We start from the raw sequence: 25,243 nt of genomic DNA, 5'->3' as shown, positions 1-25,243 counted from the left end.
CGACCATTGGAAGAGACAAACTGTGAATAGCAGAAAAAGTAGGCGCACGCGTTTTCAGTGAATTTTTCTATTTATCATGGGTTTAATACTAGACTAAAACCAGCCACGTCGCTGAGAAGATGAGTGGTAAAATGAACACTGGCAGCATTCGTATTAATTATGCGTAATACCACAGCAGTAAAGACTGCGATGAATCAAGCTTTTAGAAAATGCAATCGGCGCGGAAAATCGCGCCATAATAGAATATTTAGGGTTGCTCGTTGCTTTTCATTAAGACCTGATTAGCCGTCGCAATCGCGTCTTTCAATAAGGCTTTATTTTGAATGGCGGGATCAGCCAGTTGCACTTCCAGCTGAGTTTTATCCGCCAGAATTCGGCTTTTGACCAGCAGCTGCAGCTCATCCACTTTGTTCAGCTCAATTAATGTTTGATATTGAATTTGATGACTGATGTTTTCGGCCATCTTTAATGTCTTCTGTTGAATATGTTGTTTTTGTGCGGTTTCCTGCCCGGCCTGATGTCCCCAAAAATAACTGGCCGTTGCAGCCGCAATTGCAAAAAATGCGTAAATTACCTTGTCCATTACAACCCCTTTTATATTGTTTTAATGATAAAGATTTGTATGACTATTATTTGATCATTGACCTTCGGCTTTCAATTGTCGGCCAAGCAGCTCATAAGCCTGTTCTTCTGGATCGGCTCCTTCATGAACAATTCGATATATGGCTTGCGAAATCGGCATTTCTACCTGATGCTTACTCGCCAGCAAGGTTGCCTGATGGGCATTTTTAGCGCCTTCCACAACTTGACCAATGTCGCGGATCGCCTGCTCCACCGCTGCGCCTTTTCCTAACGCTAATCCAAAACGACGATTACGAGATTGATCATCGGTGCAAGTAAGCACAAGATCGCCCAAGCCCGCCAATCCCTGAAAAGTTTCGCTTTTGCCGCCCAGAGTTAAACCCAGCCTTTGAATTTCGGCGAGACCGCGTGTAATCAAAGCAGTTCTGGCATTGGCGCCAAACCCCATACCATCGGCAATACCGGCACCAACGGCAATCACATTTTTCAATGCGCCACCAATTTGCACACCAATCATGTCACAGCTGGTATAAACCCGGAATGTATTGTTAATCAATCGCTCGGCCATATCACTGGCGAACTCAGGGTCATTGGAAGCCAGAGTAATGGCTGTCGGCATACCCGTGGCCAATTCTTTTGCAAAGGTGGGACCAGACAGAACCGCTAATGGGATTTGCTCTCCGTACTCTTCACGAGCAATTTCATGCAGGAATCGACCGCTACCAGGCTCCAGTCCCTTGCACGCCCAAATGATGCGAACGTCACTTTGAACAAGCGGTTTGATGGCTTTTAAAGTTTCAGAAAAAGCACCACTGGGAGTCACCACCAAAATATCTTTAACGCCGTCAACGGCTGTCGCCAAATTGTCGGTGATTTGCAGGGTAGAGGGAAATTGTACGTCAGGAAGGTATTTAGCATTGCAACCCTGACTTTGCATCAAGGTTGCTTGCTCAGTATCGCGACACCATAAGCGAGTTGGATTGCCATTGCCAGCCAGTAAACTGGCCAGCGCGGTACCAAATGAACCAGCACCCAGTACCGCTATCGGCGTAAACTGCTCAGGCGCAGAGGACACGTCGATTACTCTGCCGCAGGCTGACCTTCAGGGGCCGCATTTTGTTGCTGTGCCTGTTGCTCCATTTGAGCGCGGAACAATGCATCAAAATTAACCGGTGCTAAATAAACAGGAGGGAAACCGCCTTTGCTTACCAGGCTTGAAATCACTTCACGAGCATAAGGATAAAGGGTTTCTGGGCAGAAAGTGCTTAACAGATGACGCAATTGTGCATCGTTTAAGCCGCGCACACCAAACAAACCTGCTTGCTGAACTTCAACTAAAAAGCCTGTGGTTTCACCAGAAGCAGCAGTAATGGTCATGGTTAATACCACTTCATACATATCGTCTGTAATTTTGCGAGACTTGCTGTTCATCTCCATTTTTACTTCAGGTTTGAAGTTAGCGTCCTGAAAAACCTCAGGTACGTTAGGCGCTTCAAAAGAAACATCTTTGGTATATATACGCTGTATACCAACTTGAACACCTTCTGGAGTTTCAGTGGTTGCACCGGCACCTTCTGGCTTTACATCTACTTGCTCAGTCATATCTTTCTCACTTAATTTAGTTTTTAATCATTTAGTTTTAATTTTTTGATCTTGTGCTGACGACAAACTCTGTCGTTAGCTTTTTATCCAGCCTTCTTAACTGGAAAACACCCTGTCTGGGCGCGATTGATCATATTTTTGCTTAATTTCGCACAACCGGTAGGTTTTCACCCACCCACGACTGATAACCACCCGATAATTTAAATACTTGTTCAAACCCGGCTTTCTTCAACTTGGTACCTGCAGCACCAGCCTGAATGCCATTTGCGCAAACCAGAATAATGGGATTGTTTTTGTGTTTTTCAAGCTCTTTATGGCTATCATCGAGCTTTGATTGCGGAATATTTTTTGCGCCAGCAATATGCCCTTTATTAAAATCAGCAACGGGTCGCATATCGATCACCTGCGCCTCTTCTTTATTGATTTTATAAGTCACCTCTTGCGGCACAAGCGACTTTACGCCTGTTTTCATATGCTTAAGCTGCACAACCAGCAACACAATGGCAATAACCACCCAGGCAGCCGTTAACAAGGGATGATTGGTCAAAAATTCGACTACTTGTTCCATATTTTTCCTACATCAGGATAATTGACGTTTATATTCGGGCAGGCATTATGCGCAAAAATTGAAATGGGTGCAAAAAAGGATGCAAGTTGTTGGTTTTTAAGCGGTAAAAAATAGCAAAGCCCGTACTAGCAACGGGCTTATGCTGGTTTTCTTGACATATTAAGAAAAAGACCACTCCAACAAGTTAAGTATTGAAAGCAGCGCCCTGTCAGAGTCATTACGTCATGGCTTTAACTTTAAGCGTGGCACCATTAACACCAATCACCTCAACCTTTGTTCCCACAGAGCAATCATCCCCTTCTATTCGCCAGTAGGTATCGTCGAGACGAATTTTTCCAACGCCATTTTCCAGAGGTTCTGTGAGCACCGCTTTTCGTCCCACCAAAGACGCCGAACGCTGATTCAAGGTTGCGTATTCTTCTTCGTCCTCATCAAAGCCTCGCGATTTTGATACATGACGCCAGGAGAAAAAACTCACCAGCGATAAAACGCCAAACAATAAAAACTGCCACTGCCAGGTAATATCCGGTGCGATCCACTGCACAATACTGACAACAATGGCGGACAGCCCCATCCACATAAATAAAGTACTCGGCGCAAGCATTTCCAGAATCAATAAAACAAACCCCAGACTGAGCCAGTGCCAATACTCAATGTGCAAAAACCACTCGGTCATCATCGACTCCTTAAACTAGCTTTTTTGAAATGCATTTTTGGCAAGTTCGGCAATACCACCAATTGAGCCAATAAGAGAACTGGCTTCCATCGGCATAAACACCAGTTTTTCATTCGGTGAACGGGCAAACTCAGCCATTGCCTCAACGTATTTTTGCGCCACAAAATAATTGATGGCGTTTAAATCACCCTTTGCAATCGCCTGTGACACCATATGGGTCGCTTTGGCTTCCGCTTCGGCGGCTCGCTCACGGGCTTCCGCTTCAAGAAATGCTGCTTGTCGATCACCTTCGGCGCGACGTATTTCAGCTTCTTTTTGACCTTCTGCCCGAAGAATAGAGGACTGTTTTTCACCTTCGGCTTCTAAAATGTGCGCCCGCTTAATTCGCTCCGCTTTCATTTGTTGGGCCATGGCATCAACCAGATCACGCGGTGGTAAAATATCTTTAATTTCAATTCGAGTGACTTTTACACCCCAGGGATTGGTAGCTTCATCAACAATGGTTAAGATTCTGGCATTGATCTGATCCCGTTTCGATAACATGGCATCCAGATCCATACTACCCAATACGGTTCGTATATTGGTCATCACCAGGTTTTGCATCGCACGAGTTAAATCGTTGACTTCGTAACTGGCTTTTGCCGAATTAATCACCTGATAAAAACACACCGCATCAATGGTAACGGTGGCGTTATCCTGTGAAATAATGGACTGCTCAGGAATATCCAGTACTTGCTCCATCACATTGACTTTAGCACCCACGGTTTCAATAAGCGGGGTTATCCAATGCAAACCGGGTGACAGGCTGCGCTTAAACTTACCAAAACGCTCAATGTTGTACTGAAACCCCTGTTTTACCTGCTTGACGCCCATAAAGAGCAATACAATCAAGAACCCCAGAATAACTAAAATGGCGACTTCCATTGGCACTTCCTCAATAAAATGATACTTCACGAATAATATTTGATGTTTTGTAATCTACCCTAGTCCAGCAATGGCTATCTTTATTACCAGCTGGGCAATTGATTGTGTTGAAATTTTCCACAGCGATAAAACGCGATCATGAAAATTTTACACTTAGTTGCAGTCGCTCCCTGTACGAATTACATCATTTTTTGACGTTTTTACGAAACAGACAATCCATAAAGTTCCGAGTGTTTCTTAAATCCTCGAGATATCTCACGTTTAATTTTACATAGTGCAAACCTGTGCACACTTTTATTCTTTAACAGGGTGACTGAAAGACGTTATTTCAAACAAACAGGAAAGTTGGCATACGTGTTGTATCGATGAAAGTGTCATTAACGTAAACCAATGAAAAGAATTTACATTATTTATTTTTACACTCAGTACTTTTCATAAACATATTTTTTATTTCTAACCCTGTGTTTTATTTCTAACCCTGAGTAAGGAGAGATGCATTATGACAAACGCAAACAAATATTTAGACACTAATTCATTAAAAAATAGGCCATTGCAAAATAAGCCATTACAAAAAATGTCTCGAAGTAAATCTTTTGTAAAACCATTTTTACTTGCCGCTCCGGTAATCGGTCTGATTATGAGCTTGCCCACCCATGCGCGTTCCAGTGATGATAAGGGCATATATTTTGGCGGTAATTACAGTCAGGTAAAAACCAAAGACGCTGATGAATTTAATGATGATAACGACGCCTATGGTTTACACATTGGTGCGCAATTAAATCCCTTTATTAGTATTGAAGGCGGTTACCTTGATTTTGGTTCCTACGGCAGTGACGCCAGCCGTGCCGATACAGACGGTTATACACTAGCATTTAAAGCCGGCTTACCACTCACTGACCGTTTTGATATTTACGCTCAAGCCGGTCATCTTTGGTGGGAAACCGATTATCAGGTATTGGGCTTTGATGGCTCAATTGATGGTGACGAACCCTTTTATGGCATTGGCGCCGCCTTCGGTTTAACAGAAAACCTGCATTTAAGACTTGAGTACAATCGTTACCAAGTTGAATTTGCTCAAAATGAAAACGGTCCTATTACAGGTTCGGATCGTGACGCCGATCTGGATCAGGCTAGCGTAGGATTATCCATGTATTTTTAATTTGATTAACCACTATTTACAATCAAAAATTCAAGAAAGTTCTTGAAATAAAAAAGCCCTGTTTAACAGGGCTTTTTAAATGCATAAACGGTCAGTTATTTTTGACGACGTCTAAACCAGAGCATCAACAGTAAGAAGTAACCAAAATGTAAACTACCAGCTTCCATTCCAATTAACACTGCCAAGGCTAGACCATAAAGGGCATTTTGACTGCTGTCGTCGCTTTCGCTGACAGCATCACACTCTGGCTCGGAAGATAAATTAAGCTGCCAACTGTTGAGCATTCCTTCATCTTCTGCGGCGCCGTCCACAACAGTCAAAGTCCAGTCGCCATTTAAATCTTCACCATCAAAAGCTGATAAACTTTCTGCAGGCATAAAATCAGTGGGGAAGTTGCCGATTAAATCTTCACTGCCGTTGTCACCATCCAGCACCGTTAAGTTTACGCGGGTACCTTCTGGCGAGGTTAATGTAAGCGTTAAATCGCCTACATGAGTGTGATTGATATTAACATCAATACTAAAATTATCATCCACCTGCGTACCAGCACCGCTTACCGTTATGACTGAGGAAACACCATCAGTATCATTATCTGGAATAGGAAAACTGGCCTCGCTGCCTGTACTCACTAACTCCCTACGACCTGTAAATATTTTAAAATTGATTTGATCTGATTTTGTCGATGCGGTTGTTATATCCAGCTCATAATCAACATCCATATTGACATTGAAAGACGCCCCACAAGTTAATGTTTCTGGAACACTTAACTCAAAACTTTCGGTGTTTGAACGTGTCGACTGAGGCTCTATCTCTGGATAATTAACATCTGCCTGAGTTACAACCACACCGTTGGTTGACGATGATAAACTGGCCGTCACATTCGTAGCACTGGCTGGGTTACCATTGAATAGAGGCACCTTAAAGGCAACCATTTCACCAGGATCAGCAGAACCATTTGCACCAGCCTGTTCAAACACAAGCTCCCTTTTTTCTAATGGCTTCTCACACTCTGACTCGGAAGATAAATTAAGCTGCCAACTGTTGAGCATTCCTTCATCTTCAGCGGCGCCGTCCACAACAGTCAAAGTCCAGTCGCCATTTAAATCTTCACCATCAAAAACAGATAGACTTTCTGCAGGGGTAAAATCAGCGGGAAAGTTACCGATTAAATCTTCACTGCCGTTGTCACCATCCAGCACCGTTAAGTTTACGCGGGTACCTTCTGGAGAAATCAATGTGACGGTTAAGTCCCCAACATAGCCATGATTAATATTAACATCGACACTAAAATTATCATCAACCTGCATGCCAGCACCTTCAACGGTAATTACCGAAGACACACCATCCGCGTCATTATCCGGAATGGCAAAGCTGGCTTCACTGCCGGTACTAACCAACTCCCGGCGACCAGTAAAGACTTCAAAATTTAACTGCTCAGATTTATCCGATGGCGTTGTTGTCTGTAATTGATATTCAACGTCCATGCTGACATTAAAAGTCGAGCCGCAAGTAAGGGTTGCAGGAACCGTCAACTCAAAATTTTCAGTATTTGAACGTGTTGCATAGGCCTCAATATCCGGATAGGAAACGTCGCCTTGAACAACAACGGCACCATTGGTTGAAGAGGATAAGCTGGCAGCCACATTGGTGGCACTGACCGGATTATCATTTAACAAAGGCACTTTAAAAGCCACGGTTTCGCCGGGATCGGCCGCGCCATTTGCACCGGCCTGCTCAAACACTAAATCCTTTCTTTCCATTGGTTGCTCAGAAACAATATTCATTTGAGTAAACCATTTAAAAAACACCGACGCGTGTGGGCCGTCGGGGAACAAAGCAACCGCGGCCTGCAAGGTTGATTGTGCCATTTCTGGCATACGCACCCCTGCGCCAAGACCAAAGTGCGACTCCAGAACAATCGTATCCACTTCTTCACGGGTCTGCCCCATATTAATCAGTTCAACCAGTGACTGAAATAAAGGGGTCGACCAGAGCTCATCACTCAATTCCCCATTTACCAGCTCGTGTGGTCCATAAGTTTCAGAAGGATCGTATTGATAATCCACCTGATCAAGAACACGGCCATCCCAAAACTCATTATGGCCATCCCAGGTATAAACCCACTCAGGACGAAGCGATTGACCATTAGGCGTCGAGTAACTGTAAGAGCCGGCCCAATAGTCACCAAAGCCTTCACCTATGGCACCTGTGTCACCATATTGCCAGTTAGGGTTAATATCGAATTGAATGGCATGGCCATACTCATGCAAAATAACATCTGCATCTTCGTTATCGGGCACACCACCGTGGCCAAAAGATAGTCTATTGTTGCCGGGAAAATACGCAGAGTTATCGATACCGTTTTGCCCATCACTGTCCACTTCAATTGAGGTGTTTTGAATGGCTGTTTCACCGGTAAAACCTAATGATTGTATGTATCGCTGACTTTGATCGATATGGAAATAAGACATCACATCATAAAAAGGCGCTTCGCCACGCTTACTGGTCCAGTTACCATCATTGGTAGTGCTGGGTCGTGTTTCTGGTGCTTCAAAATCTATGATTTGAACATATGGACCTACCAGCGAATACACGCCCTGATCCAAGGTTACATCCCTCAAGGTTTGGGTAAAGTATGCCTGATCGAATGTCGAATCAGCAGCACGGTGAGAAAGGTTCTCATCATTTAAGGTTGTGCGTGGATCAGGATCAAATACTAGCCCGGTGGCATCGACCAAATTAGCGTAAGCGGATGGTTGATTATCGGATTGTTGTTTTAGTGTCTGCTGTTTTAACTCGCTTAAAGCCTGCTCCAATGTGATGCTGTTGTTCTTGCGCTCAAATGGCTCTAACTTATTATCTCGGGCAAGCTGATAAATTTTTGTTGGCTTTTTCGGCACATCCAGTCGATTGGTTTCCAGCACTTTGCCACTACTGGCATCAATAATTTGCTGCCAACTTCCACCGGGGGCCGTTAGATCAAACGAATTAACATAACTTAATATCAACGAGCCTCTTGTTTTAATATAAACAAGCTCCGTTGTTGGCTTAGCTAGCAACTTGCCAGTGGGCTGAAAAAATGACCAGCTGCGTTCAAGTGCCTGCATGGGTGTTAAGTTTTTTGTCGCTACAGACGCTTCAGCATTGGCAACGGCTTGATCAGAAAATGAGTGAGTAAAACGGTACACCTTGCTAATATCGCCAGTGTTTTTGTTCACAGAAATGGTTAAACCGCCGTTCCATACAGGAATACCATTAACTTCCTGTTTAAAATGATAGTGGGTACCCAAAAGGCTGTGTTTAACCGTGCCGAGCTTTAACCATGCAGCAGAATTCAATCCCAGTAATTGTTGCTGTTGCTGGACAAACGCCAACAACTGTTGTTCATCGGCTTGTTTAAATCCTGAATACTGACCGGGCGCCATCACCAGAACTTTGTTATCAGTCGCAGCCTTAGTCGTTTCAACCTTATTTGTTGCAACCACTGGCTTGAATGACTTAGACGCGACTGACTGCGAGGCTATCGCAGCGAATGATGCAATACCAACAGCGGTAAAAATATTAACCTTTTTCCGATTCATAACCTGCACTTTATTTTGCTTTTATATGCCTGCATCATAATATTAGTTGCTTGGTAAACGCAAAGTTCGAGTGGTTAATGCGCAATATTCACACAGTCAAAGATCGGGGAATTGAATAATGTCAGGGTTGGATGTTTTAGGGATTAAGATTGCTGTGACTTAATTTGAAAAAACCACCATTAAACCTGTCAAAACAATAAAACCGGGGCTTGGAGCTAATTAATAGCCTTTTGATTCGATTGCCAATACTCACTCACAGTAACCAATTGATAGTGCTGTGCGATAAAGGGCAACTCACGTTCTAGCAGCTCAATGGTGCTGCGATAAGGATGTCCTATCACTACAACCTGGCCTTTTTTATCGGCAATAGACAGTGCACGCATTAGCTGTTGCTCGGACGTTATCGAGTCCGATACGGGATCCAGAAACACATCACGACCCAGTGATGGTACACCCTGCTGCAAAGCCTGATCGATCGCCACCGATGAGGCAATAGTTCTTGAGTCAACAAAAAACAGATTTCGTCTGGCGGCATAATCCATCACCCAACGCATATGATCGGCGGATTGTGTCATCAGGCTGCCCATATGATTATTAAAGCCAACCACATGTGGGATTTGCTCAAGATTGGCCTGAAATAACTGCTCCGCCTGTTCTTTTGAATGCTGATGGGTTAATGCGCCTTTTCCTAACAGATCTGGCCGTGTGGTGGCCTCCATGGGAAAGTGCAGCATGATATCGTGGCCTTTTTGATAGCCTTGCTGCGCAAGTTTTTTGGCAAACGGTGTATTCGGTAAAAACGCCAGATTGATCTTTGCCGGTAAATCGACAATGCGCTTGGCCAGTCGGTAGTTATCCCCCAGATCATCAATAATCAATATCACTTTCGGTTTTAGCGATTGACGGATCAGTGATTCGGTATTGGCTAACAGCTCTGAGCCCTTTATAAACGTACTGGTATCCTGTTGTGGGTATGTATCAAACTGGATCGCGTGATCTTCTGGAAACTCAGGGATGATGATGTCTAAATCGGCGGCCAGACTTGCCTTGGCTAAGCAAAAGCAAGCCAACAGAGAAAACTGTTTTAGCATTATTTTTCGTTGTTAATTAATTTGCCTAGAGCTTACGCTGCGTTTGCTCGGCAAGCAAGGTTAAGGCTCTCTGCACCACAGGATCCTGCGGTGTTAAATCAATTGCGGTGTGGTTACTGTTGGGTGTTTCCTGATTGCTTAAAGTGTCTTTGTTTAACGAGTCATTATTTAACGACTGACTATTTAAAGGTTCATCATTTAACGGCTCATCACTTAAATTAATATCCGGCATAATACCAACCCCATGAATGGACCGGCCTTTTGGTGTGAAATAACGAGAGGTGGTCAATTTGATGGCCGAGTTTTGTTGGATCGGCAAAATAGACTGCACCACACCTTTACCAAAAGATTTGTGACCAAGCACCACGGCCCGTTTGTGATCCTGCAAAGCCCCGGCAACAATTTCAGACGCCGAAGCAGAACCTTCATTAATCAAAACAATCATCGGAATTTGCTCCAGCACATCGCCCGGATTGGCAAAATAGCGCTGCATACTGTCATCCGCCCGCCCGGCGGTTGACACGATAACACCATCATCCAGCGCCAGATCGGCAATGTCCACCGCAGCGCGTAATACACCGCCCGGATTATCACGCAGATCCAGAATCAAACCATTAAACGCTTTACCGGATGTTTGCTCCAGCAACAGTTTTTCTAACTCATAACCACTGTCGCGCTGAAACATGGATAACTCTATGTGCCAGTATCCGTCGTTCAACTGATGCAATTTAACGCTTTTCATTTCCAGTGTTTCTCGCACCAGATCAAAGTCGATGGGTTTGCCGACACCTTGCGCCAATATTTTCAGCCGAATACTTTCTCCGGCTTTTCCGCGCATGGAATCGATGGCTTTTTCGGTACCCACTTCGGCGACATTGTTTGAGTTAATGGCAATGATCACATCATTGGCTTTAATGCCTGCCCGCTCTGCTGGGGAGTTTTCCAGTGTGTTTACCACCTTAATCTGAGCATTATCGGCCACCACTTCCACCCCAAGTCCATCATAAACCCCATCGGATGATGCCTGTAAATCTTGCAAATCCTCTTCGCTTAGATAACCGGAGTAAGGATCGAGTGACTTCAACATGCCGTTGATGGCGCCTTCAATCAATGACTTATCATCAACCTGATCAACATAAGACTGTTTTATTTGCCAGTAGGTTTCGGCAAAGGCTTTTAACTGTTCAAGTGGAATCGACGATGGCTCAAGGTGCGTATTGGCCTCGGTTGATTGTTCAGCTTGCTGAACGTTTTTAGAAGGGTTCCCTTTTTCAGGGTGGATCTGTTTTTTAGGGTGAGACTCTTTTTCGGGGTGACCCGCTTTTTCGGTATCCTTCTCACTGGCAGATGCCGTTAAAAACCCAACACTTAAAATCGAAACCGCTAACCATCGCAGACTGGAGCAAACCATTTAACTGACCTCTACGTTTACATCGCTCTAATTTCACTATAGTTCAAACTACAGGTGCTTGCCTTTAATTTTATTAGAACGTTTTGAAGGTAATAAGAGGTTTGGTTTTAATAAGATAATATCCATAAGGTATGAGTTGATCTCACAGAATATGAAATAAAAAGAACACTATTTAACTGAACAGCCGATATTTTAATTATATAAATCCCAAAAACAGATTAACATCTACTTTTATTTCATGGCCTTTGTTTCGCCTTTCTGGGCGACCTTCTTTTTCTGGCAGCTAATTGCTCCTGCATTAACTGCATTCACTACATCCATGTAGCTTAGCCAAAAAGAAGGCACAAATTCGTCGGGAACGAATTTGAACAGCGTTAGCTGGCCTGAAAGGTGGAGGGCAGGATGCCCGGAATAAAAGGCCCTACGCTCCAACAATTAAGCCCTACGGGTTCCTCAAAATCACTCATACCTATCAACACACCGTTATTGACAGCCTTCCATGGCTGACAATAACTTCCACTGGCGTCCATGCCAGTGGATGTGTGCGGTATGAATGATTTTGAGCTTAATTGAGTCACTCTAAAACAAAAAACAATTATGGCAAAGCTATACTATATTGTTTGTCTAAAGCTCTTTTAATTGGCAAGGAAAGATGAAGCCTAATTTTTTACTGATTATATTAAAAATAATCGAAAACTACGGTTATCCGCGGATCCACTGCATGGGATTTCGAGCTTTGCCCTGATGCCGTATTTCAAAATAGAGTCCCGGCGTTTTTTGGCCACCACTTTGGCCGACGCTTGCTATCATTTCTCCGGCTTCAACCCAGTCGCCCACGTCTTTAAACAAGGATTGATTGTTGCCATACAAACTCATATAGCCTTTGCCATGATCAACAATCACCAACAAACCGAAACCGCGGAACCAGTCACTGAATACCACTCGACCGTGAAATACCGCAGCCACATCTTTGCCTTCCTGGGCAGCAATACGAATACCGTTACTGCGTATCCCGCGATTAATCGGCTCGCCGTAATTAAGTGCTAACCGGCCACTGAGCGGCCAGGTTAATTTTCCTTTGTATTTCGCCAATCCTTCGAGATTTTGTTGCTGAAAAATCTGTTCCAGTGCCTTTTGCATCTGATGCAATAACGATTCAAGTTCTTCTTCATTTTCTCGTAAATGGCTGAGCTTTTTATCTTGTGACGCAATGCTGGCTGCCAGTTGCTTCACTTCTTTTTTGCGTTGTTCTTTTAATGACAACAGGCGTTTTTGCTCTTTAACCTGAGCCTGTTCCAAAAGTGCCAGCTCTTTGATATTGGCCTGAATATCTTTTTGCACCTGTGTTAACTGAACCAGTGTTTCACCCAGTTCCTTAATGCTTTTGGTGCGTGCTTTATTCAAGTAATCGTAATAGCTGAACATACGACCCAGTTTTTCCGGTTGCTCCTGATTCAACAATAATTTCAGGTACTCCTGACGACCACTGGAATAAGCGCTGCGTATTTGATGCGCCAGTATATCCTGATGCTTGCTTTTATTGCGTTCGAGTTGCAGTTCCTGCTTTTTATTGTTTTTTAGGGTTTGTTTTTCGCGGACGATCTGCGAACGGGTGGCCCGTAAAATTTTTGCTGCTGAGTTAATTTTCTTTTCGGTGCTTCTTAGGGTACGTGTAACGCTGGAATATTGTTTGCGCTTATTATCCAGCCGCTGCTGCAACTGTTTAATTTGTTGTTTAACCTGTTGCAGCTGTTGTTCGGTTTGTTCTTTTTCGGCAGCCAGTAGCACAGATACCTGACACACGCACAAGGTCAGTACCGAGGTCAGCAATGCTCGTATTGTAAAGCGCATTCTGGATCGCACTGTCAAACCGGCCACCAAAAGATCTACTTCAACGCCATAATTGGACGCCCAGTCATTTCTGACGGAATTTCAAGCCCCATGATCGACAGCAATGTCGGCGCAACGTCGGCCAGTACACCATCGTTCACCACAACCTCGGCGTCTCGACCGTAATAAATAAAGGGAACCGGACCGCTGGTGTGGGCCGTGTGCGCCTGACCGGTTTCATCATCGGCCATTTTTTCTGCGTTACCATGATCCGCCGTGATCAGTATTTCGCCGCTTACCTTATCTAACGCAGCAATAATGCGACCCAAACAAGTATCAATCGCTTCGATGGCTTTTACGGTTGCGTCAAATTTTCCGGTATGACCCACCATATCGGGGTTGGCAAAATTGCCAATGATAACGTCAAAGGATTGCGACTCAATCGCCGAGACTAATTCATCCGCCATCAAGGGCGCATTCATTTCAGGTTGCAAGTCATAGGTCGCTACCTGTGGCGAAGGGATTAATTTGCGCTCTTCTCCCTGAAACGGTTGCTCCACACCGCCATTAAAAAAGAAGGTCACGTGCGCGTACTTTTCTGTTTCTGCGATGCGTAACTGAGTTTTATTCAGTTGTTGCAAATAATCTCCCAGAACATTTTTATGCTTCAGAGGCTCAAAGGCCGCAGGCACATCAATATCGGCCGCGTATTGGGTCAGCGTTACCATTGCCGATAGAGCTGGTGTAACGTTTCGTTCAAAGCCATCAAAGTCAGATTCAGAAAATGTCCGGGTCAGTTGCCGTGCCCGATCGGCGCGATAATTCATAAAAATCAACGCGTCATTATCAGCCAGGGTTACTTTTTCACCCACGGTAGTGGCTTTAACAAATTCATCGTTTTCATCGCGCTCATAAGCCGCAGCCAACGCTTGCTCGGCAGTATCGAAATGATATTCGGCAGCAGCCTGAGTGATCAGGTTGTACCCCTGCTCAATACGATCCCAACGTTTATCGCGATCCATGGCGTAGTATCGGCCAATAATGGAAGCAATTTGGCCGGCGCCAATTGACTTTGCTTGTTGCTCAAACGCCTGAATCGCTTGTTTCGCACTGCGCGGTGGCATATCACGACCGTCGAGAAACGCGTGCAGGTATATTTTGTCTGCGCCGCGCTGTTTCGCCAGTTTTACCATGGCAAAAATGTGATCCTGATGACTGTGCACACCACCGGGCGATAATAACCCCATCAGATGAACCGCTGCGTTTTTCGCAACCGCTTTATCCACCGCTTCACACAGAGCGGCATTGTCATAAAATGTATTGTCATCCACCGACTTGGTAATGCGGGTGTAATCCTGATAAACCACACGCCCGGCACCCAGATTCAAATGCCCCACTTCCGAATTGCCCATCTGCCCACTGGGCAAACCAACATCGAGTCCCGATCCGGAAATCAGAGTGTGCGGCGATTGCTGCCACAGGCGATCAAAATTAGGTGTGTTTGCCGCCATAATGGCGTTGTTTTCGGGATCGGTGCTGTGCCCCCAACCATCAAGAATCAATAAAACCATGGGTTTGATCGGTGCCGTCATAATTACCTGTGTACCTTAACTGACAAAAAGTGAATGATGTTTGCGCGATTATACATCAGTTCGCCAAGACTTCATCGGGCAGATCGGCGAATAGATAAGAATCGGTTATTAAAACATCAGTTTTGCGGGTGATTGCTCCCAATCATTAAATATCCCGACAATTCGCTCATTATTCGGCGCTTATGTTTTGAGACAATCTCAATGATCAGTTATGCTCAAGTGTTACTCACTCAATCCTTTTAATAACAACACAGCATGCATTCAAGGCTCGGATCACCGAATATATTATCGACACTCTCCAGTGGTTGGTTAGCCGTGTACTTTATCGGCTGCGCCGCTTTGGCGATGCTGCGTTGGCAAAGCACAATTTTTACTGAGGCCTATAATCGTCTTACCGGGTTATTAAATACCCCGTCTGCCGAGCCCTTTTTGTATTATGATCCGCTGCTTATGGTGTCGATCTTACTTGTTGCGCCTCTGTTTTATTTTGCCTTTCGGGCACGTTTCAGTAATAGTCTGCTGATTTTTTTGCTTTGTCAGTTAGCTCTGTGGGGCGCTTTCTGGTGGAGTCTGCATCAATTTGCCATGATCACTCCGGCACTGGAAATAAGCAGTTTTATAACGCTTGCCTTAATGCTTGGCATTGTCGAAAGACTGCACCAGTCACCCCTAAAACCTTTATTGCATTCACGCCAGCAATGGGGCGTGGCTGCCGCCAAACATTTTCAGGAAATTAATCAACTGTCCGACGCCTGGAATATTTTAAAACAGCTCGAGCGTAATCACGATGTGCTGGAACTGAATTACCTGCTGGCAGAAACCTGCGAACGTAAGCGCGAATACGAACTGGCCATATCCATTTATCGATGGCTGGAGCTGCAAAAGCGTGGCTTTAAAGATTGTAAAATGAAAATCGAGCGGTTAACCCATATGCATCAAACCAATCCCAATATGAGTGGCACCATCATTATGGATCAAACCATGTTGATGCCTGGGGAAGGATTGCAGCCGCCAACACTGGGGCGTTATCGCATCGACAGTGTTCTGGGTAAAGGCGCCATGGGTGTGGTGTACCGCGGTGTTGATCCGGCAATTAATCGTGAAGTGGCCATTAAAACCTTGGCGTTATCGAAAGAATTTGAAGATCAGGATCAACAAGTGGCTCGCGAACGTTTTTTCCGTGAAGCCGAAACCGCCGGTAAATTAAATCACCCGAACATTGTTACCATTTACGATGTGGGCGAAGAGCAGGATCTGGCCTTTATCGCCATGGATTTGCTTACAGGTGTCCCCCTGGATCAACACAACAAGCCCGATACACTATTGCCCGTTTCGCTGGTGTATCAATTGATGCTGCAAATTGCCGCCGGTTTGGGATACGCACATCAGAAAAACGTGGTTCACCGTGATATAAAACCGGGCAACATTATTTATGATGACGACAAGCAAACCGTTATCATTACCGACTTTGGTATTGCGCATTTAACCGATCAAAGCAAAACACGAACCGGGGCAATATTGGGCAGTCCATTTTATATGTCACCGGAACAGGTGCAGGGTAAAAAAATTGATCAGCGCAGTGATATTTTCAGTCTTGGGGTTACCTTTTACCAACTGCTGACCGGCCACTTACCCTTTAAGGGTGAGTCGCTGGCAACGGTTGCTCTAAATATAACCACCAAGAAACATGAACCGGTTCGCAAAATCAGAGCTGACTTACCGGCCAGTGCGAGTAGAATAGTCAATAAGGCTTTGCACAAAGAGATGAGCAAGCGTTATCAGACGGTTAACGAATTACGCGAAGCGCTGCTCAGTGCATTAAAGCGCGACTTTAAAGTAAATCCTTTTCAATAAGGGGATGATATAACGGCATGAAACCATTTACATGGAAAGTAACCGGCGTATCGGATCAAGGGAAAAAGCGCCCAAAGAATGAAGACGCCATTGGCTGGCACATAGACGCCGAGCGAGGTTGGCTATGCGCGGTAATCGCCGATGGCATGGGTGGTCATGCTGCTGGTGAAGTGGCAAGTAATTTAGCGCGCACACAGTTTCTCGATTTGGTCGAAAATCTGTTTACGCACCCAAACGATTCGGCCCCTGGTGAACACACCATGCGCCGCGCTTTAAGCGATTATGTTGTTCGGGTCGATCAACAGATAAAAGCGCACGCCCGGGAGCATCCGGAAGATGAAGGCCTAGGCACGACCATGGTGGCCGTTATTATTTACGACAACCAATGTTGGATTGTAAACATTGGTGACTCACGCTGTTACCGATTACGGGAACAAGAATTTAAGCAACTCACTCGTGACGATACTTTGGTGCAAAGCTGGCTCGACAATGGCCAAATTACCTACGATAAAGTTGAACAATCGCCTTACAAAAATGTTCTAACACAGGCGTTAGGATCAAAAGAAACACTGAACCCTCAAATACTGGCCATAGAGGTTAGCGAGGGAGATAAGTTTTTATTATGCAGTGACGGTTTAAGCAACTGTATGTCGGATGCCTTTATCAGCGATACACTGCAACAGAATAAAATTGAAGAATCAACCAGGCAGTTATTGGATGAAGCCTTAACTGCCGGCGCCCCCGATAATGTATCCATTATTGTGGTGGCGGAACACTAACAATAGCGGAGCAATCAATGGCGCATTTAGGCTTAATAATTGATGATGTAGTGGTCAATAAATTCGATCTCGAAGGTGGCGTACTCACCATAGGGCGATCCCCTGATAACGATGTACAAATAGAAGACCACGCCGTTAGCAGCTACCACGCACAAATAATACGAGAAGAAGATCCTTATCTTGAAGGACAGGTACAATATTTATTAGAAGATTTAAAAAGTACCAACGCTACAAAAATTAATGGATTAAAAGTCGATAAACAAAAACTCATTAATGGTGATTTAATTGAAATTGGTTACAGCAAATTTCGATTTATCGATAAGCATCAGGTAAACCTGGATCGAACCGCCGTTATTTTGCCAGAGTGAGTTTAACTCTATTCTTTCAATTTAATTCGTAATATTTGGTGCGCAAAATGCGCACCCTACCTTTCTACTTACCAGCACCACCGCTAAAATTTTGTAAGAATCATCGTAGGGTTTGCACGTTTTTCGTGCGAACCATCGTAACCCTGAAAATCTTACAGGCAACGAATTTGTTACTTCTGATTAAAAGACATACTTGAGAAATAAAAAAGGAGAGTGATTTACTTTGTCCCTCAGGTAGCAACCCACACCCTGCCTATAGAACCTTTTGACTTTATATCAAAGCCACATACAAAGATTGACCTTCCTTTAACCATAGACTGTAAATGTTATTACGCTTTACCAATGTTAATATATGGTCGATAAACAACCTCTGCAAATATTAAGCTATACAACAAAGGCAATAATGCTGTCCCTATCATTAATTGATTATCCCAATTATTAGAAAACGATATAACCAACAGACCAATAATAAATAACAAAAAAGCTGAACAATATAGAATCACAGGTATATTTTCAGAAGCCTTCCTGTTTTCTAGTGCAATATTTTTTGAAAAAGGAGCTAAAAATGCTTTAGCAGTATCTTTAAAACCGTATGAGATACTTGAAAATAATACACTGAATAGAATTATGCTTACCAGGCTTGTAAGATCAATCAAATACATTAAGTCTATATTGGAAAGGTAAAAAAACACTGCCACAAGAGCAAGGATAATTAGACCATAAATAAACTTCATATTTTTTCCTTTATTTTAGTATGAACCTTTTAACCAATGTCTCACCTGGCCAATTGTCAATCCATTCACTTCATATAAGTAAGCTTTCATATTTAAAATGTACTGCCTAAATGCTGGCTCTGTAGTTTCAAGCAAGTGCTTTTCCATAATCTTCTCAATTAATGTAAAAAGATCAGGATCAATAAAAACCTCTCTATCATATTTTTTTGTACGCATTAACTTTTTAACTTTAGGTAAAAACATTTCAAAGAACTTTGTATAATCCTCACTTGTTTCAGTATCCATTAAGACAAAGTTCCAATAGGAATATGACTTTTTAAAAGCCACCTCCAATTTAGTATCTTCTGAATACTCTCTTAACTCATATAATAATGGCTGCTCACCAATAAAGTACTTCTCATTTGGAGTTCCTATTGACTTTTCGATAACATAATCCCATCCACCAGGACAAGGCCAAAAGTCGCACTTTCCATCTTCCTCTGCAGAAAAAGTAGAGAATGTTAATTGTACTAAAATAATTCCTATTAAATATTTTTTTAACTTTAAAAACATCGCATGTCCCTTTTCATACTTAATCAAAGAAAGGTAGTACTGAAATCCCACATAGTCAAAACCAAGATACCTCGTTCCGAGATTCAAAGGATGATTTATATGCTCAACTATATAAATAGGTCTCTATCTATTTCTCTTTTGAATAATAAGTTCCAAACAATAAATCACCAATCGGGTAGGTAATATTAAAATTGTAGCCACTCATTAATTCGGGTACATGGTGATAATAATGCAACTTACGCAGCTTTCTCATTAAAGGTATCTTCCAAAGCCACGATTGATGACTCACATGGTAGGCGGTGTGTAATAACTCATAATTAATAAAATACGCGAAGGCGGTGATCATAAAAAGCAGTGCGGTATTAGTGGTTAACAGAAAGTTGATTAGCAAAGTAACCGGCAAAGCAAATACAACAAAAAAACCTACAATCAAGGCCGGAGGAAACAGCACCACACAAAAATCCTTGCTGTTTTTAAATGCCATGGCTTTATGGTTAAAAAAGCGATGATGTTGGCAAGCATGGCGCTGATAAATAATATTAATCCATTTAACCGGACGATGCATGGGGTACCGGTGTGCGACATACTCCACTAAATTGGCATAGAGAAAGGTAACCGGAATGGTAAGCCACTCCCATGGGGTAACATCGTTCAGCGACAGACTGCAGTAAATTATAATGCCAAGGGCGACCGACAGGGTGAATCCAATATGCAGCCAGCCATTATAATTTGGCGAACGATTTTCTTTACGGTACTGCTCTCTGTAGGCTTGAGTTTTATCAGGAATTGCATGGGGGTTATCCACAGTATGATCCATTGAGTTATCCATAGTAATATCCATTGTGGTTCATGTGTTGTATTCACTGAGTAAATTGCCGATACTGAAAAGCATAACAAGATTACACAATAGGCTATTGCCCTTTTATGCCAATATACTTGATAAACGATGCCAACAAGCCGTCATACTAAAAACTTAAAGTCTCAATCCTTAAGTAACGACTTACCGTCAATACAAGCGAGCCAGCATACTAAACAGGTGACCGTAGCCGTTAGCTACTTTAAAGCCCTGCTGGACTTTTGTGTTGAAGAATATTCGTTATCCCGATCTTATTTGTTATCTCAAAGCGGATTATCTGAAACCGATCTAAACGATCCTCAACAGCGAATCGCAGCCGAACGCTATAATCACTTAATGATCACAACAGCCGAACAAAGTGACGATTCACTACTTGGGCAGAATTTTGGCGCACAACTTGGTACGTCGGCCTTTAATATCCTCGGTTATCTGGCTATGTCGGCTGCAACGCTGGGAGAAGCGGCTCTGGCACTTCAAAAATACGAAGAGTTAGTCAGTAACATTGGCAGCACCACCATTAAACATAATGGCGCAACCTCACAAATGTGTTGGCAACCGAATCAACATAACGATCCATTAAATCATCATATCGTGAAATTAAGTCATCATATTGTAGAAGCGGTATTTTCAGGCTGGATCAGTTTTGGTCGAAAAATAATTGGCTTTGCTGCACCCATTAACCGAATCTATTTTTGTCACTCGAAACCTGAGTCTACACAGGATAATCAAAGCCGCATATTTGATTGCCCTGTTCTTTATAATCAAGCAATCAATGCCATTGAAATTGACAAAAAGTGGCTATCATTACCGCTGACTCAGTCGCAACAAGCGGTTTACCAGGCATTGCTTGTTGAAGCCCAAAAAGCCATAGAAAAGATCGGCCAGGCATCAAACTCATTTACCCATCAAATACAAAGTCTGATAATCAATAACTTATATCAGGGTTCATTATCGCTGGATAACATTGCCTCACAACTCAATGTATCCCGTCGCACATTACAGCGTCAGCTTAAACAGCAACAGGTTAATTTTCGTGACCTGGTTGAACAGGCAAAAAAAGAGTTGGCTATTAAGTTAGTGATTGAAGATTCGTTGCCACTTACCTCCATTGCCGGAATACTTGGTTTCTCAGAACAAAGTGGTTTTACACGAGCTTTTAAGCGTTGGACAGGGTATTCACCAAAGGAGTATCGAGAAGTTAATTAGCGTTTTAACAAGTTAGAGTAAACTTTTATCTTGCTCAAACTAATTGGTGCGCAAAATGCGCACCCTTTTTACATACACCGAATTAAAATTCTCAAGCTATTTACAAATTAGATTTCCGAGTAAAATGTTATGAATTTAGTTTTAAACATTAATATAAAAAATAGAAATGGTGCCAAAAGACATGATAGTACAGTTATATTCAAACTAACATTATAAAACAAGCATAAAAACACTACTAAACTAACTCCCACAACTTGAAATATTTCTGCAATCACACTTTTTTTAATAAATGATATTTTATTTTGAAATCTACCGAGAATAACAAAGTTTAAAACTTTAAAAAAAGCTATGTTTTTATCAACTCTGTAATCTTCATCTTTCTGATAAGATACTTTAAAGTCAAATAGATGAAACATAAGCAATATAAATATTTGCACCATTAATAGCCACATTGATTTTTCACTCGAATGATGCCAGTACATAACTGTTAGAAGTAATAAAAAAGGGTTTACAAATACTGATTTTAGATAAATGTTATTCATATATTGAGTCCTAATTAATAATTATCCTTAGCTTTCTACTCACTCTTTTGTTTATCCGACTTAAACTGTTTGATATAGCGCAATGTGAAAAAGTTTATGGTTGATAACAGTGCTGCAATTTCATAGCGGTGGAAAGCAACGGCGACGCCAATAAGCCCCGTATTCCATATGCTGGCGGCTGTAGCAGTACCGGTTACCGAGTCCTTATTTTTTAAAATAGCCCCACCGCCAATAAATCCTATGCCGGTAATAATACCTTGAAATACTTTCGCTTCGGCTTCGGTTGAATCGAGTACCGATATGCCAACTAAGGCATAACCACAAGCGGCCAATGAAACCAAGGGGAAGGTACGCAGACCGGCCCCATGATGCGACTGGTCGCGATCAAACGCCATAGGTAATGCAAACAAATACGCGATACCAAGTTGTACTAAATTTGAAGATACTTCAATCCAGTCAAACCAAGCAAAAAATTCCATAAGCTTTCTCTTTATTTAATAGTGTTAGTGGATTACCCAAAAGCTTGCTGTTTCTCTGTCTGTTCCGATAAATACTCAGAAACCTGCTGATAGCTCCCCGAAAATACCATGCGCTTTTTCTTTTTTGATAACTGATAAGTGTAGATGGGATCATAGTAATCTGCGAGCAGTGACACTATCCAGTCTCTGTGCATCGAATAATCTTGCGTTTGTTGTTGGTGTAATAGTGCTTTCTGTTGCATAGTTACTAAACGATCACGATTGCTTTTACCGAGGCGTTTACTTAGTACGGTTACCGATTTAACTAAATAATTAGAAAAAGCTTCAAAGCCGTCATCGGTTTGTTCTTGATTAGCCAATTGATTAGTTGGTTGATTTTCTTTAACGGCAGCGTCCTCTGCAAACGCTTTGCTCATATCCACTACGTATTCCTGAAAAATACGTTCGACTCTGGTGCCCAATGGTTCATTGACCAAGATAATATCACACTGTTTCATCGCTTTTTGTAATGGCAGCGGTAAAAAATTTCGCCCTATCAATCGGCTTTCATCTTCCAGAATAACCGGATCGCAATTGCGCCGTTTTATAAACTCAACCGCAAGTCGATTTTCAAAATTAATTTGACTCGGTTGCGGCGTTACTTTTTTGCCAAAGCTGGAACCACGATGATTGGCAATGCCTTCAAGATCAATGGCATTGTTAAAGGGTTTTATTAATGGTGTTTTGCCGCAGCCCGTCATACCACTGATCACAAGCAGCTTATCTGGTGATATTGCATCAAACTCATTTAAAAGATGCTGTCGAAGTGCCTGGTAACCGCCTTCAATAACCGGAACCGTTATTCCACACTCCGCCAACCACTCGGCAGTTATTCTGGAACGCAAACCACCCCGATAACAATAGAGATAAGCATTTTTATTACGTGCCAAAAATTGCTGCCAGTTTTCCAGCCGCGATAACTTTGTCGCGCCATTGACCAGTGAATGGCCCAGCTCAATCGCTTGCTCTCGTCCCTGTTGCTTATAACAGGTGCCAACTTTTTCTCGTTCTTTGTCGGTTAATAGCGGCAAATTACAACTTTCCGGTACGGCACCTTTAATAAATTCTATCGGCGCACGAACATCAATCGATGGCACTGAATCGATCAACAGTTGATCAAATTGTTCCGGTAATATTCTTGGCAATCGACTACCTGTTCGCATTTAGTTTGATGCCTGAATCAAGTGATCGGATGCCGCAATCATTTCACCAATGGGGTAAATTGCTTGCTGATGTTGTTTGGCGATCTGGGTAAATTCATCAACATCATCCGAATGCACCGATACCAATAAACCACCACTGGTTTGTGGATCACACAACAAGGTTTTAAAACTTTCATCGTCCAATTTGATATGTTCACCATAACTTTGCCAATTTCTTAACACGCCTCCGGGCACACAACCTTTATCAATATAGCCCTGCACGTTATTTAACATTGGCAGTTTTGACATGGATACCTTTGCGGATAACCCTGCTCCCTGACACATCTCTATTAAATGCCCGGCCAAACCAAAACCGGTAACATCGGTCATGGCGTGTACGCCTGCAAGCTCACTGAATGCAGAACCTATAGTATTTAGTTGGCACATGGCTTCGATGACCTGTTGCTCATCGTCCTGTTGCAGTTTTTTCTGTTTTTGCGCGGTGGTTAAAATACCCACGCCTAATGGCTTGGTTAAAAAAAGCTTATCGCCTACTTTGGCCTGATGATTAGTTTTGATGTGATCGGTGGCCACCTGTCCGGTCACTGCCAATCCAAATATTGGTTCTGGTGCGTCTATGCTATGACCGCCCGCCAGTACAATACCCGCATCGCGACAAGCTTGGCGACCACCTTCTATCACCTTTGCTGCTACCTGAGGCGACAACTTATTGACCGGCCAACCCAATATGGCAATCGCCATTATCGGCTTAGCTCCCATTGCGTACACATCACTGAGCGCATTGGTGGCCGCAATACGACCAAAATGAAAAGGATCGTCGACAATCGGCATAAAGAAATCGGTTGTGCTGACGACCGATAATTCATCGGTAAGCCGATAAACCGCAGCGTCATCGCTGGTGTCGTTGCCCACCAATAAATTGGCATCAACAAATGGTGGTTGTTCCGTATGCAATATTTGCTTAAGAACGGCCGGGGATATTTTGCAACCACAGCCAGCACCGTGGCTGTATTCGGTTAGTTTTATAGTCATAATTAAAGGCATCAGTCATTAATGTCATCAGCCCCCAATAAAACACGACTTGGTAAACCGCTGCAAGTGAATTAAGGCGCTATTCTCGTATCAAACCGCATATCAAGCCGAGTATTTAACAGCTTATCTAAACTAAGGTGGGTGGTGACGCCAACCACTGTTTCGCAATATCCTTATCAAAGAAAATTCGCACCCGTATCACCGGATCCTGAATACAAAACTTTAAAAATCGCGAGTTATCAATCGCAAGTGCCGAACCGAGTAAAAGTGCAATGCGCCCTTTAAACAGACGCACATTGTCTTCCATAAACTCAGCAATTTTATAGATATCCAGCTCATTCAAACCACATTCTGAATCCACCAGATCGAACAGAAAGTCATCCAGACAATCCTTATCCAGTTGACCGAGAATATCATTAAGCGCGGCTATGGTTTGCTCAAAATCAAACATTCCGGTCATATCTAACTTAACAAAGTCCGACTCTTTAATGATATTGAACTTTGACATCTCAATCGTCTCCACGGCGTTTTGGCCTATTGGATAATTATAGTTGATATAAGGGATATGTGTTCATTCTGGATTTGTATTTAAGGTGCTCAGCTTGAAAGGGATTCAATTCTAA

General features: G+C 43.0%; 24 protein-coding genes. 5 read left to right on the top strand and 19 right to left on the bottom strand.

Annotated elements, in window-relative coordinates:
• Nucleotides 1–247: 247 nt before the first annotated feature.
• From C8D97_RS06805 to C8D97_RS06780, 6 genes are all read right to left on the bottom strand, one after another.
• Complete coding sequence (locus C8D97_RS06805) at nt 248–583, bottom strand: hypothetical protein (protein ID WP_109762999.1); 336 nt, start codon at nt 581–583, stop codon at nt 248–250.
• Nucleotides 584–637: 54 nt separating this feature from the next.
• Nucleotides 638–1,657 (bottom strand): NAD(P)H-dependent glycerol-3-phosphate dehydrogenase, encoded by a 1,020-nt coding sequence (gpsA, locus tag C8D97_RS06800; RefSeq protein WP_109762998.1) that lies wholly within the window; start codon nt 1,655–1,657, stop codon nt 638–640.
• Between the two features lie 5 nt (nt 1,658–1,662).
• Complete coding sequence (gene secB / locus C8D97_RS06795; protein ID WP_109762997.1) at nt 1,663–2,184, bottom strand: protein-export chaperone SecB; 522 nt, start codon at nt 2,182–2,184, stop codon at nt 1,663–1,665.
• A 142-nt stretch (nt 2,185–2,326) separates the two neighbouring features.
• A complete protein-coding gene (locus tag C8D97_RS06790) occupies nt 2,327–2,752 on the bottom strand; it encodes a rhodanese-like domain-containing protein (RefSeq protein WP_109762996.1) in 426 nt (141 codons plus the stop codon).
• A 217-nt stretch (nt 2,753–2,969) separates the two neighbouring features.
• Nucleotides 2,970–3,428 (bottom strand): NfeD family protein, encoded by a 459-nt coding sequence (locus C8D97_RS06785; RefSeq protein WP_109762995.1) that lies wholly within the window; start codon nt 3,426–3,428, stop codon nt 2,970–2,972.
• A gap of 15 nt (nt 3,429–3,443) precedes the next feature.
• Entirely contained in the window at nt 3,444–4,352 is a 909-nt protein-coding gene (locus tag C8D97_RS06780; protein ID WP_109762994.1) for an SPFH domain-containing protein, read from the bottom strand.
• Nucleotides 4,353–4,851: 499 nt separating this feature from the next.
• On the opposite strand from C8D97_RS06780, the gene C8D97_RS06775 reads away from it, so the two are divergent.
• Nucleotides 4,852–5,511: an outer membrane beta-barrel protein gene (locus C8D97_RS06775; protein WP_109762993.1), complete on the top strand. Its 660-nt coding sequence runs from the start codon at nt 4,852–4,854 to the stop codon at nt 5,509–5,511.
• A 95-nt stretch (nt 5,512–5,606) separates the two neighbouring features.
• On the opposite strand, the gene C8D97_RS06770 is transcribed toward C8D97_RS06775, so the two are convergent.
• The 6 genes from C8D97_RS06770 to gpmI all read right to left on the bottom strand — a co-directional run bounded on the left by C8D97_RS06770 (nt 5,607) and on the right by gpmI (nt 15,016).
• On the bottom strand, nt 5,607–9,092 hold the full coding sequence (locus C8D97_RS06770; protein ID WP_109762992.1) for a proprotein convertase P-domain-containing protein: 3,486 nt from the start codon (nt 9,090–9,092) through the stop codon (nt 5,607–5,609).
• A 215-nt stretch (nt 9,093–9,307) separates the two neighbouring features.
• Complete coding sequence (locus C8D97_RS06765) at nt 9,308–10,183, bottom strand: divergent polysaccharide deacetylase family protein (protein WP_109762991.1); 876 nt, start codon at nt 10,181–10,183, stop codon at nt 9,308–9,310.
• A 25-nt stretch (nt 10,184–10,208) separates the two neighbouring features.
• Nucleotides 10,209–11,594, bottom strand: coding sequence for a S41 family peptidase (locus tag C8D97_RS06760; RefSeq protein ID WP_109762990.1), 1,386 nt, complete (start codon nt 11,592–11,594; stop codon nt 10,209–10,211).
• 374 nt (nt 11,595–11,968) lie between these two features.
• Nucleotides 11,969–12,172, bottom strand: a complete 204-nt coding sequence (locus C8D97_RS18015; RefSeq protein WP_146196097.1) for a hypothetical protein — start codon at nt 12,170–12,172, stop codon at nt 11,969–11,971.
• A 124-nt stretch (nt 12,173–12,296) separates the two neighbouring features.
• Nucleotides 12,297–13,445, bottom strand: coding sequence for a murein hydrolase activator EnvC family protein (locus C8D97_RS06750; protein WP_109762988.1), 1,149 nt, complete (start codon nt 13,443–13,445; stop codon nt 12,297–12,299).
• Between the two features lie 35 nt (nt 13,446–13,480).
• Entirely contained in the window at nt 13,481–15,016 is a 1,536-nt protein-coding gene (gpmI, locus tag C8D97_RS06745) for a 2,3-bisphosphoglycerate-independent phosphoglycerate mutase (protein ID WP_109762987.1), read from the bottom strand.
• 255 nt (nt 15,017–15,271) lie between these two features.
• On the opposite strand from gpmI, the gene C8D97_RS06740 reads away from it, so the two are divergent.
• The 3 genes from C8D97_RS06740 to C8D97_RS06730 are packed head-to-tail and all read left to right on the top strand — an operon-like array spanning nt 15,272 to nt 18,017.
• The gene (locus C8D97_RS06740; RefSeq protein WP_109762986.1) at nt 15,272–16,870 is read left to right on the top strand and encodes a serine/threonine-protein kinase; all 1,599 of its coding nucleotides are present in this window, start codon (nt 15,272–15,274) and stop codon (nt 16,868–16,870) included.
• Nucleotides 16,871–16,887: 17 nt separating this feature from the next.
• Nucleotides 16,888–17,649 carry a Stp1/IreP family PP2C-type Ser/Thr phosphatase gene (locus C8D97_RS06735; protein ID WP_109762985.1) on the top strand — a complete coding sequence of 254 codons (762 nt, stop codon included), beginning with the start codon at nt 16,888–16,890 and terminating at the stop codon, nt 17,647–17,649.
• Between the two features lie 17 nt (nt 17,650–17,666).
• Complete coding sequence (locus C8D97_RS06730; protein ID WP_109762984.1) at nt 17,667–18,017, top strand: FHA domain-containing protein; 351 nt, start codon at nt 17,667–17,669, stop codon at nt 18,015–18,017.
• A 329-nt stretch (nt 18,018–18,346) separates the two neighbouring features.
• Here the strand turns inward: C8D97_RS06730 and C8D97_RS06725 are convergent, their stop codons facing one another.
• From C8D97_RS06725 to C8D97_RS06715, 3 genes are all read right to left on the bottom strand, one after another.
• Complete coding sequence (locus tag C8D97_RS06725; RefSeq protein WP_109762983.1) at nt 18,347–18,751, bottom strand: hypothetical protein; 405 nt, start codon at nt 18,749–18,751, stop codon at nt 18,347–18,349.
• Nucleotides 18,752–18,766: 15 nt separating this feature from the next.
• A complete protein-coding gene (locus C8D97_RS06720; RefSeq protein ID WP_146196096.1) occupies nt 18,767–19,303 on the bottom strand; it encodes a hypothetical protein in 537 nt (178 codons plus the stop codon).
• A gap of 127 nt (nt 19,304–19,430) precedes the next feature.
• Entirely contained in the window at nt 19,431–20,132 is a 702-nt protein-coding gene (locus tag C8D97_RS06715; RefSeq protein ID WP_170115168.1) for a sterol desaturase family protein, read from the bottom strand.
• 117 nt (nt 20,133–20,249) lie between these two features.
• Here C8D97_RS06715 and C8D97_RS06710 point away from each other — a divergent pair, with 117 nt between their 5' ends.
• A complete protein-coding gene (locus C8D97_RS06710) occupies nt 20,250–21,365 on the top strand; it encodes an AraC family transcriptional regulator (protein ID WP_109762980.1) in 1,116 nt (371 codons plus the stop codon).
• A gap of 577 nt (nt 21,366–21,942) precedes the next feature.
• On the opposite strand, the gene C8D97_RS06700 is transcribed toward C8D97_RS06710, so the two are convergent.
• The 4 genes from C8D97_RS06700 to C8D97_RS06685 form a co-directional block, all read right to left on the bottom strand.
• A complete protein-coding gene (locus tag C8D97_RS06700; RefSeq protein ID WP_109762978.1) occupies nt 21,943–22,386 on the bottom strand; it encodes an MgtC/SapB family protein in 444 nt (147 codons plus the stop codon).
• A gap of 32 nt (nt 22,387–22,418) precedes the next feature.
• Nucleotides 22,419–23,588: a tRNA 2-selenouridine(34) synthase MnmH gene (gene mnmH, locus C8D97_RS06695; protein WP_109762977.1), complete on the bottom strand. Its 1,170-nt coding sequence runs from the start codon at nt 23,586–23,588 to the stop codon at nt 22,419–22,421.
• Nucleotides 23,589–24,620, bottom strand: coding sequence for a selenide, water dikinase SelD (gene selD / locus C8D97_RS06690; protein WP_109763083.1), 1,032 nt, complete (start codon nt 24,618–24,620; stop codon nt 23,589–23,591).
• A gap of 127 nt (nt 24,621–24,747) precedes the next feature.
• The gene (locus tag C8D97_RS06685; protein ID WP_109762976.1) at nt 24,748–25,128 is read right to left on the bottom strand and encodes a hypothetical protein; all 381 of its coding nucleotides are present in this window, start codon (nt 25,126–25,128) and stop codon (nt 24,748–24,750) included.
• Nucleotides 25,129–25,243 lie beyond the last annotated feature (115 nt).

This window comes from Pleionea mediterranea, assembly GCF_003148745.1.
Lineage (GTDB): Bacteria > Pseudomonadota > Gammaproteobacteria > Enterobacterales > Kangiellaceae > Pleionea > Pleionea mediterranea.
The sequence above is the reverse complement of the archived record's forward strand: the minus strand, read 5'-3'. Positions and strand labels throughout refer to the sequence as shown.